Below are 8,284 nucleotides of genomic sequence, written 5' to 3' on the forward strand. Positions count from 1 at the left end.
AGCGGCCAACCGGAAACCCGCCCTGCCCGAAACCGAAAACCCACCCCAAAAACAATCACATCGCGTGATCAGAGATCACGCGGTGGATCGAGGTTCAACGACGTGAGGAACCCCCGTGTACGCACGCCCCGTCGCATCACTGGCCGCCACGACCCTGGGAATCTCCGCACTGGTCCTGCCCGGCTCCGCGACCGGCACCGAGCGCGCGGCCGCCCGGGACCACGCTCCGCTGGTGATCGCGCACCGCGGCGCATCCGCCTACGCGCCCGAGAACACGCTCGCGGCAGTCGACCTCGCCGCCAGGATGGGCTTCGCCTGGGTCGAGAACGACGTACAGCGCACCAAGGACGGCGAGCTGGTCGTCGTGCACGACGATTCACTCGCACGGACCACCGACGTGGAGCGGGTCTTCCCGGATCGCGCCCCGTGGAAGGTCAAGGACTTCACCGCGGCCGAGATCGCCACCCTGGACGCGGGCAGCTGGCGCGGCGCCGAATGGACCGGCGCGCGGGTCCCGACACTGAAGCAGTACCTGAACCGCGTGGACGACAACAACCAGAAGCTGCTGCTGGAGATCAAGAAGCCCGAGCTCTACCCCGGCATCGAGAAGGACACCCTGCGGGTTCTGGGCGAAGAGGGCTGGCTCGACCGCCGCCACGTCAGGAGCCGGCTGGTCATCCAGAGCTTCGGCAAGGACAGCGTCCAGGCGGTGCACCGGCAGCGGCCGGACATCACGACCGGATTCCTCGGCACGCCCGCGATCCCCGATCTGCCGTCGTACGCGGCGTTCACCGACCAGATCAACCCGACGCACACGTCCCTCACCGCCGAGTACGTGGCCGCGGTGCACGCGCTCAAGGGTGCGCACGGCAAACCGCTGCGGGTCAGCACCTGGACGGTCAACGACGCGGCGGCCGCCACGCGCGTGGCGGGCTTCCGGGTGGACGGGATCATCACCAACAACCCGGACGTCGTGCGGGACGCCCTCGGATAGGGCTTCCCGCCGGGACACGGCCTTCCCACGGATCGGACCGGACCGGACCGGCGAGCGGGGCTTCCCGCCGGGACACGGCCTTCCCACGGATCGGACCGGACCGGACCGGTGAGCGGGGCTTCCCACGCAGGTCTGCCCGACTGTCAGTGGCCGGTCGTAGCGTTGTCCGCATGAAGACCTTCGAGTGGGCCGTCATCGGCACGGACATCGGGCCGCTGCTCCTCGCCGCGACGGACGAGGGCCTGGTGAGCGTGGTCTTCCACGCCGACGAGACGGTGCGCCGGCGCGCGCTCGGTCAGCTGGCGGGCCGTCTCGGGGCGGAGCCCGTCCAGGACGCGACGGGCCGGCTCACCGAACCGATACGCCAGCTCGAGGCGTACTTCGCGGGCAGCCTGCACGACTTCGACCTGCCGCTGGACTGGTCGCTGTCGGCCGGATTCAACCGACAGGTGCTGCGGGAGCTGATGACCGGCGTGGTGTACGGGGCGGTTGTCGGCTATGGAGAGCTGGCGGCCCGCGTCGGCCAGCCGGGCGCCGCACAGGCGGTGGGGGCTGCGATGGGGTCCAACCCCCTGCCCGTCGTCGTGCCGTGCCACCGGGTGGTGGAGACGGACGGCGGGCTCGGGGGCTTCGGCGGAGGGCTGGAGACCAAGCGCCGGCTGCTTGCGCTCGAGGGCGTCCTGCCGCAGCCGCTGTTCTGACGCACTGCGTCTGACACACTGCGTCGGTGACCACGACGTCCGACGCTCCTGACATACCCGACGGCGGCAAGGCATCTGTTGTCGCGGCCGCCGACCTGCCCTCGATACGCCGGCGGATCAACGCCGTGCTGATCGCAAGCCAGATCCTCGGCGGCCTCGGGGTCGCCACCGGCATCGCGCTTGCCGCGGTGCTGGCGCAGGAGGTCAGCGGCACGGAGGCGCTGTCCGGGCTCGCCCCGACCGCCACGGTCGCCGGGACCGCGGTGCTGTCGATGCCGCTGGCGGCGCTGATGACCGCACGTGGGCGGCGTCCCGGGCTGGTCCTCGCGTACGTCATCGGTGCGCTGGGCGCGGGCGTGGTCGTCGTGGCCGCCGTCATCGGCAGCTTCCCGCTGCTGCTCCTCGGCATGGCCGGCTTCGGCGCCGCGTCGTCGGCGAACCTGCAGGCCCGGTTCGCCGCGGCCGATCTCGCGGAGCCCGAGCGGCGCGGGCGTGCCATCTCCACCGTCGTGTGGGCGACCACGATCGGCGCGGTGCTCGGCCCCAACATCGCCTCGCCCGCCGGGCGGAGCGTGTCCGGGCTGGGCGTTCCCGCGGCAGCGGGGCCGTTCCTGTGGGCGGCCGGGGTGTTCCTCGTCTCCGCCGTCCTCGTCCTCGTTCTGCTCCGGCCCGACCCGCTGCTCACCGCGCGGGCCCTGTCCACGGCCGACACCTCCCCCGAAGGCCGTTCGCTGAAAGCCGGGCTGCTCGCCGTACGCAACTCCCCCATGGCCCGGCTCGCCCTGGTGACCGTGACCGTCTCGCACACGGCGATGGTGTCGATCATGTCGATGACTCCCGTCGCCCTCAGCCACCACGGCGCCGGTATCGAGCTGATCGGCCTGGTGATCAGCGGCCATATCGCGGGCATGTACGCCTTCTCACCCGTGATGGGCTGGCTGTCGGACCGCGTCGGCCGGCTCGCGGTGATCGGACTCGCAGCGGGCCTGCTCTGCGCGGCCGCACTGCTGGCCGGAACGGCGGGCCCGAGCCACGGACAGACCGCGGCAGGACTGTTCCTGCTCGGGCTGGGCTGGTCGGCGGGGCTGGTCTCCGGTTCCACCCTGCTCACCGAGTCCGTGCCGCAGCCCGCGAGGGCGGCGGTTCAGGGCCTGTCCGACCTGACGATGAACACGGCGGCGGGCCTGGGCGGCGCGGCGGCGGGCCTGGTGGTGGCGCAGGCGGGATACGGGTGGCTGAACGTGATCGGGGCGCTGTTGCTGGTGCCGATGGCGGGGCTGGCGGTCCGGCGGGCGGTGGCCAAGGCGTAGACGCTGCGCCCGTCCAGATGCCGGGCCCGGGCTGTCGCCGGGACGTAGCCGCCACGCGCGTCCGTACGGTCACGGCGGCCGCCGGCCCGGACCGGGCACCGAGGGTCGGGATGTTTGTACGACTCCCCGTCGCGCCAGGGATGGGACATGCCCAAATCCGCAGTCACGGTGTCCGAAGAGGTACGGGAAGCGCTCGACACCGACGCGCCCGTCGTTGCCCTGGAGTCCACGATCATCGCGCACGGTCTGCCGCGCCCGCGCAATCTGGCCGTAGGGGAGGAGTTGGAGGCCCTCGTCAGGGCGGGCGGCGCCGTCCCCGCGACCATCGCCGTACTCGACGGCAGAGCCCATGTCGGGCTGACCAAGGACGAATTGGAACGCGTGGCGGGCGATCCGGACATGCGCAAACTGGGTCATCGCGATCTGGCTCCCGCCCTCGCGACGGGCGCGAGCGGCGCGACGACCGTCTCCGCGACGGCGCTGCTCGCCGACCGCGCCGGCATCCCCGTCTTCGCGACCGGAGGACTCGGCGGTGTGCACCGCGGATGGACGGACACCCAGGACGAGTCGGCGGACCTGCGGCTCCTCGCCCAGGTGGGCATCACCGTGGTGTGCGCGGGCGTGAAGTCGATCCTGGACGTACCGGCCACGCTGCAGCGGCTGGAGACGCTCGGGGTGACGGTGATCGGGTACGGAACCCGGCACTTCCCCGGGTTCTATCTGACGTCTTCCGGGGAACCGGTCGACTGGACCGTCGGCACCCCGGAGGAGGTCGCCGCCGTCATGCAGGCGAAGGACATGGTGGCGGAGCCGTACTCCGCGCTGATCGTCGCCAACCCCGTGCCGTCCGGCGAGCAGTTGGACCCCGCGCTGCACGACCGGGTGCTGGCACGGGCGCTCGACGAGGCGCGACAGGAGAGCGTCACGGGGCAGGCCGTCACACCGTTCCTCCTCGACCGGCTGATGCGGTACACGGACGGAGCCTCCCTCGAGGCCAACCTGGCGGCGGTGCGCGGCAATGCACGGCTCGCGGCACGGATCGCGGCGGCGTACGCATGACGGGTCTCCTCGTCGTCGGCGACGTCGTCACCGATGTCGTCGCCCGGCACGCCGCGCCGCTCGCCGCGGGCACCGACACCGCGGCCACGATCCGCATCCTGCCCGGCGGCGCCGGGTCCAACGTCGCGTGCTGGGCGGTGGACCGGGGCTGCCGCGATGTGCGGCTGCTGGCCCGGGCGGGCGCCGCCGACCTGGACTGGCACGCCGCGCGGCTGGGCGCGGCGGGTGTCCGGCCGCTGCTCGTGCCCGACGGCGAGATCCCCACCGCGACCGTCGTCGCGCTCGTCGATTCCACCGCGGAGCGGACGTTCCTCACGGACAGCGGGGCGGTGCTGCGCCTGTGCCCGGACGACTGGTACGCGTCGCTGCTCGACGGGGTCGGCCATCTGCACCTGTCCGGCTATCTGCTGTTCTCGAAGACCAGCCGGGCCGCGGCGCAGCTCGCGAAGGACGCGGCCCGCAGCCGGGGGATCAAGGTCAGCGTGGATCCGGCTTCGGCCGGCTTCATCCGTGAACTGGGCGTGCGGCGGATGCTGTCGGCGCTCGAGGGCGTGGACGTCCTGCTGCCGAACGCGGACGAGGCCCGGTTGCTGACCGGTCTGCCCGACCCCGCCGACGCCGCGGCGAAGCTCAGCCACTCGGTCCCGCTGACGGTGGTGACGCTCGGGGCACAGGGCGCGCTGGTCGCGGAGTCGGGCCAGGTCACGGCACGTATCGAGCCCCCGCCCGCCGAGGCGCTGGACACGACGGGCGCGGGCGACGCGTTCACCGGCGCGTTCCTCGCAGCGCGGCTGGCGGGCGCGGACGCCCGTTCGGCGGCGGAGGAGGGATGCCGGGCGGGCGCGGAGGCGGTGTCACACCTGGGCGGCCGGCCATGAGCGTCAGGCGATACCGCCCCAGGCCGGATGACGCGGATCGTCGGCCCGTACGAGCACGTCCGAGGCGTCGCCCGGCCCGACCTCTTCCTCGTACCGGCTGAACGCGGGGAGCGTCCAGCGTTCGCCCTCTTCCGTGCGGCGCGCCAGCGCGCCCGCCGAGAGCCGCAGATGCACGGTCAGGTCGAACGGGAACCAGTGCCCGAGCAGAAACGGCCCGTGCAGCAACAGCACTCCGCCGGGCGGCAGTTGAACGGGTGCGCTGCGCGTGGCCCGGTCCGTGGCCGGGTCCCACAGGTCGGGCAGCAGCCGCCCGGTGCCCTCCGCCTCCAGCGGACCGAAGACCTCCCGCCACAGGGCGCCGGTGTCGAACCAGCCGCTGTAGTACGTGTCGGGGTCCTCCCGTCCGTACTCGTACCGCAGCGACGCCGGGCGCAGGAACCCTTCCGTTCCCACGACCACGACGCCCCGCCCCCGCAACCGCAGCATGCCGCCGATCCGATCCGCGAGCTCCCCGGGCCGCGCGGCGGGCGCGCCGTCGACGCCGACGCGCAGCCAGGGGCTGCCGTCCCGGGCCTGCGTCCGGAGCACCCGTTCGGCGAGTTGCTCCGCCATCCGCTCCCAGGTGATCGCTTCGAGTCTCACCCGCCCATCATCACCCGGCAGGCCCGGCCCCTCCGGCCCGGCATTCCTGGCCCGGCCTCGAAGGCCCGGGGCCTGCTCGGCGCCGGCCGCCCCGGCATCTCATACGCCGAGAAGCGCCGCTTCGCCCTCCACCTTGATCTGCCCGGCACCCACCCCTTCCGCCAGGGTCAGTTCACCGGCGGCCAGTGCCGTGCAGGTGTCCGCGTCGAGGGTGAGACGGACGTCAGGGGCGTCCGCGGGACCGTCGCCGTACGGGGAGGGAGCGCCGTGGCCGAGCCGCAGGTGGAAGACGCCCTCGTCGAGCCGCACCTCGACGAGCGCGACCCGGTCCGGGGCCTCGAGTGCCCGCAGCAGCGGGATCGCGAACCAGTGGGCCCGCACGGCGTCGGTGGGGCGGCGTTCCGCGAGCGCGGGCGCGCCCCACTCGCAGAGCGTGGTCAGCACGGGCCGCAATCCGCGCCCCCGGTCGGTGAGTTCGTAGACGGAAGCGGCCGACGGCGGTGGCAGCCTGCGGCGGGTGGCGAGGCCGTCCCGCTCCATGTCCTTCAGCCGGGACGCCAGGACGTCGGTGCTGACGCCGGGCAGATCGGCGTGGAGGTCGGTGTAGCGGCGGGGACCTCCCAGCAGTTCCCGTACGACGAGCAGGGTCCACCGGTCGCCGACGGCGTCCAGGGCACGAGCGGCGGCGCAGTACTGGTCGTAGCTCCGGCGGCGGGTCTGACGTGGTGGCATGCGACGCAGTCTAGACATGTTGTTGGACTTTCCAAGCTCCAGCTTGGTAAAACCAAGTACGTCATTCAGTCCTGGGAGGACCACGGCATGGAGTTCCGGCAGTCGAGCAAGCTCAGCGAGGTCTGCTACGAGATCCGCGGTCCGGTGATAGAGCAAGCCAACGCCTTGGAGGAGGCAGGCCACAGCGTCCTGCGTCTGAACACGGGCAACCCGGCGCTCTTCGGGTTCGAGGCGCCGGAGGAGATCGTCCAGGACATGATCCGGATGCTTCCGCAGGCCCACGGCTACACGGACTCGCGCGGCATCCTGTCGGCCCGCCGCGCCGTGGCCCAGCGCTACCAGGCCCTTGGCCTCACCGATGTCGACGTGGACGACGTCTTTCTCGGCAACGGCGTCTCCGAACTCGTCTCCATGGCGGTCCAGGCTCTGCTGGAGGACGGCGACGAAGTCCTCATCCCCGCACCGGACTTCCCGCTGTGGACAGCGGTGACCACCCTCGCCGGCGGCAGGGCCGTGCACTACCTGTGCGACGAGGAGTCCGACTGGTACCCGGACCTGGACGACATGGCCTCGAAGATCACCGACCGCACCAGGGCCGTCGTGATCATCAACCCCAACAACCCCACCGGTGCGGTCTACCCCCCTGAGATCGTCGAGGGCATCCTCGATCTCGCCCGCCGCCACCGGCTGATGGTGTTCGCCGACGAGATCTACGACCAGATCGTCTACGACGACGCCGTCCACCACACCGCCGCCGCGCTCGCCCCCGACCTGGTCGTACTCACCTTCGGCGGCCTGTCCAAGACGTACCGCGTCGCAGGTTTCCGCTCGGGCTGGCTTGTCGTCAGCGGCCCCCGGCAGCACGCCCGCAACTATCTCGAGGGCCTGACGATGCTCTCCTCGATGCGGCTGTGCGCCAACGCCCCCGCCCAGTACGCCATCCAGGCCGCGCTCGGGGGCCGGCAGTCCATCAGGGAACTCGTCGCGCCCGGCGGCAGGCTCCACGAACAGCGCGACCGGGCCTGGGAGAAGCTCAACGAGATCCCGGGCGTCTCCTGCGTCAAGCCCAAGGGCGCGCTGTACGCCTTCCCGCGGCTCGATCCGAAGGTGCATCCGATCCACAACGACGAGAAGTTCGTGCTGGACCTGCTGCTGCGCGAGAAGATCCAGGTCGTCCAGGGAACGGGCTTCAACTGGCCGCGCCCCGACCACTTCCGGATCCTCACACTGCCGCACGCCGACGATCTCGATGCCGCGATAAGCCGTATCGGCCGCTTTCTCGGCAGCTACCGTCAGTAATCCCGCCGAGGGCTTGACTACCGTCCGCACTGCGATGATCTGATGCAGTCCTGCTTGGTCGGGCCGTGAAACCACCGGCCCGGCCGGCAGCGCCCCAACGACGTTCCAAGCCCGGGAGCAGCACATGTGGACAGCGGTCATCGCGGTCGTCGGCACTCTGCTCGGCTCGATGGCAACCCACTACTTCCAGCGCCAGACCGCAGAACGCACCGCCTTCCTGGCCCGGGCCGAACAACTGCGCCAGGAACGGATCTCCGCGTACAGCGCATTCGCGGGTGCCCTCGTCGACTACCGGCGCGGGCAGCACGACCGCTGGCACCGCGCGCAGGACTCCCCCGGCAGCGCGGTCGCGGAAGAGGCCCGCATCGCCTCGTACCGGCTGCGCTCCACCGCCCATCAGGCGCTGATCCGGGTGCAGCTGGTGTGCGACGACCCGCAGGCGCTGGCGCTGGCGGCGGCCGCATTCGACGTCACCAACTGCATGCACGAGGCGCCGGACGAGGCGGACCGCGCGCACCGTTCGGAACAGGCGCGGGAGACGCTCTCGGAGTTCATCGGCGCCGCTGCGCCGGGCGTGCGCTAGGGCGTGTTTCGAAAGTAGCGTCGTCCGCCCGCAGGGCGGGGCCCGCGGCGTCTGGTGCGTGCAATCGCAAGGCGGAGGATCATCCT

The 8,284-nt window shown here is 71.9% G+C and carries 9 protein-coding genes; 7 read left to right on the plus strand and 2 right to left on the minus strand.

What is annotated here, in order from left to right; translation table 11 throughout:
* Positions 1-115: 115 nt before the first annotated feature.
* From ACZ4SA_RS36340 to ACZ4SA_RS36360, 5 genes are all read left to right on the plus strand, one after another.
* Positions 116-994: a glycerophosphodiester phosphodiesterase gene (locus ACZ4SA_RS36340; protein WP_468282939.1), complete on the plus strand. Its 879-nt coding sequence runs from the start codon at positions 116-118 to the stop codon at positions 992-994.
* A 170-nt stretch (positions 995-1,164) separates the two neighbouring features.
* Positions 1,165-1,695 (plus strand): methylated-DNA--[protein]-cysteine S-methyltransferase, encoded by a 531-nt coding sequence (locus ACZ4SA_RS36345; protein WP_468282942.1) that lies wholly within the window; start codon positions 1,165-1,167, stop codon positions 1,693-1,695.
* A 26-nt stretch (positions 1,696-1,721) separates the two neighbouring features.
* Complete coding sequence (locus tag ACZ4SA_RS36350) at positions 1,722-3,005, plus strand: MFS transporter (protein ID WP_468282945.1); 1,284 nt, start codon at positions 1,722-1,724, stop codon at positions 3,003-3,005.
* A 147-nt stretch (positions 3,006-3,152) separates the two neighbouring features.
* Positions 3,153-4,064 carry a pseudouridine-5'-phosphate glycosidase gene (locus ACZ4SA_RS36355; RefSeq protein WP_468282948.1) on the plus strand — a complete coding sequence of 304 codons (912 nt, stop codon included), beginning with the start codon at positions 3,153-3,155 and terminating at the stop codon, positions 4,062-4,064.
* The gene (locus tag ACZ4SA_RS36360; RefSeq protein WP_468282951.1) at positions 4,061-4,942 is read left to right on the plus strand and encodes a carbohydrate kinase family protein; all 882 of its coding nucleotides are present in this window, start codon (positions 4,061-4,063) and stop codon (positions 4,940-4,942) included. The genes ACZ4SA_RS36355 and ACZ4SA_RS36360 overlap by 4 nt, the downstream gene beginning before the upstream one ends.
* Positions 4,943-4,945: 3 nt before the next feature.
* On the opposite strand, the gene ACZ4SA_RS36365 is transcribed toward ACZ4SA_RS36360, so the two are convergent.
* Positions 4,946-5,584: a nucleoside/nucleotide kinase family protein gene (locus tag ACZ4SA_RS36365; RefSeq protein WP_468282954.1), complete on the minus strand. Its 639-nt coding sequence runs from the start codon at positions 5,582-5,584 to the stop codon at positions 4,946-4,948.
* A 99-nt stretch (positions 5,585-5,683) separates the two neighbouring features.
* Positions 5,684-6,334, minus strand: a complete 651-nt coding sequence (locus ACZ4SA_RS36370) for a winged helix-turn-helix transcriptional regulator (protein WP_468282957.1) — start codon at positions 6,332-6,334, stop codon at positions 5,684-5,686.
* 69 nt (positions 6,335-6,403) lie between these two features.
* Between ACZ4SA_RS36370 and ACZ4SA_RS36375 the strand changes: the two genes are divergently transcribed.
* Both ACZ4SA_RS36375 and ACZ4SA_RS36380 read left to right on the plus strand, forming a co-directional pair.
* On the plus strand, positions 6,404-7,615 hold the full coding sequence (locus ACZ4SA_RS36375) for a pyridoxal phosphate-dependent aminotransferase (RefSeq protein ID WP_468282960.1): 1,212 nt from the start codon (positions 6,404-6,406) through the stop codon (positions 7,613-7,615).
* 124 nt (positions 7,616-7,739) lie between these two features.
* Positions 7,740-8,198 carry a hypothetical protein gene (locus ACZ4SA_RS36380; protein ID WP_468282963.1) on the plus strand — a complete coding sequence of 153 codons (459 nt, stop codon included), beginning with the start codon at positions 7,740-7,742 and terminating at the stop codon, positions 8,196-8,198.
* Positions 8,199-8,284: the final 86 nt, after the last annotated feature.

It is taken from the genome of Streptomyces sp. NPDC027962 (assembly GCF_055566095.1).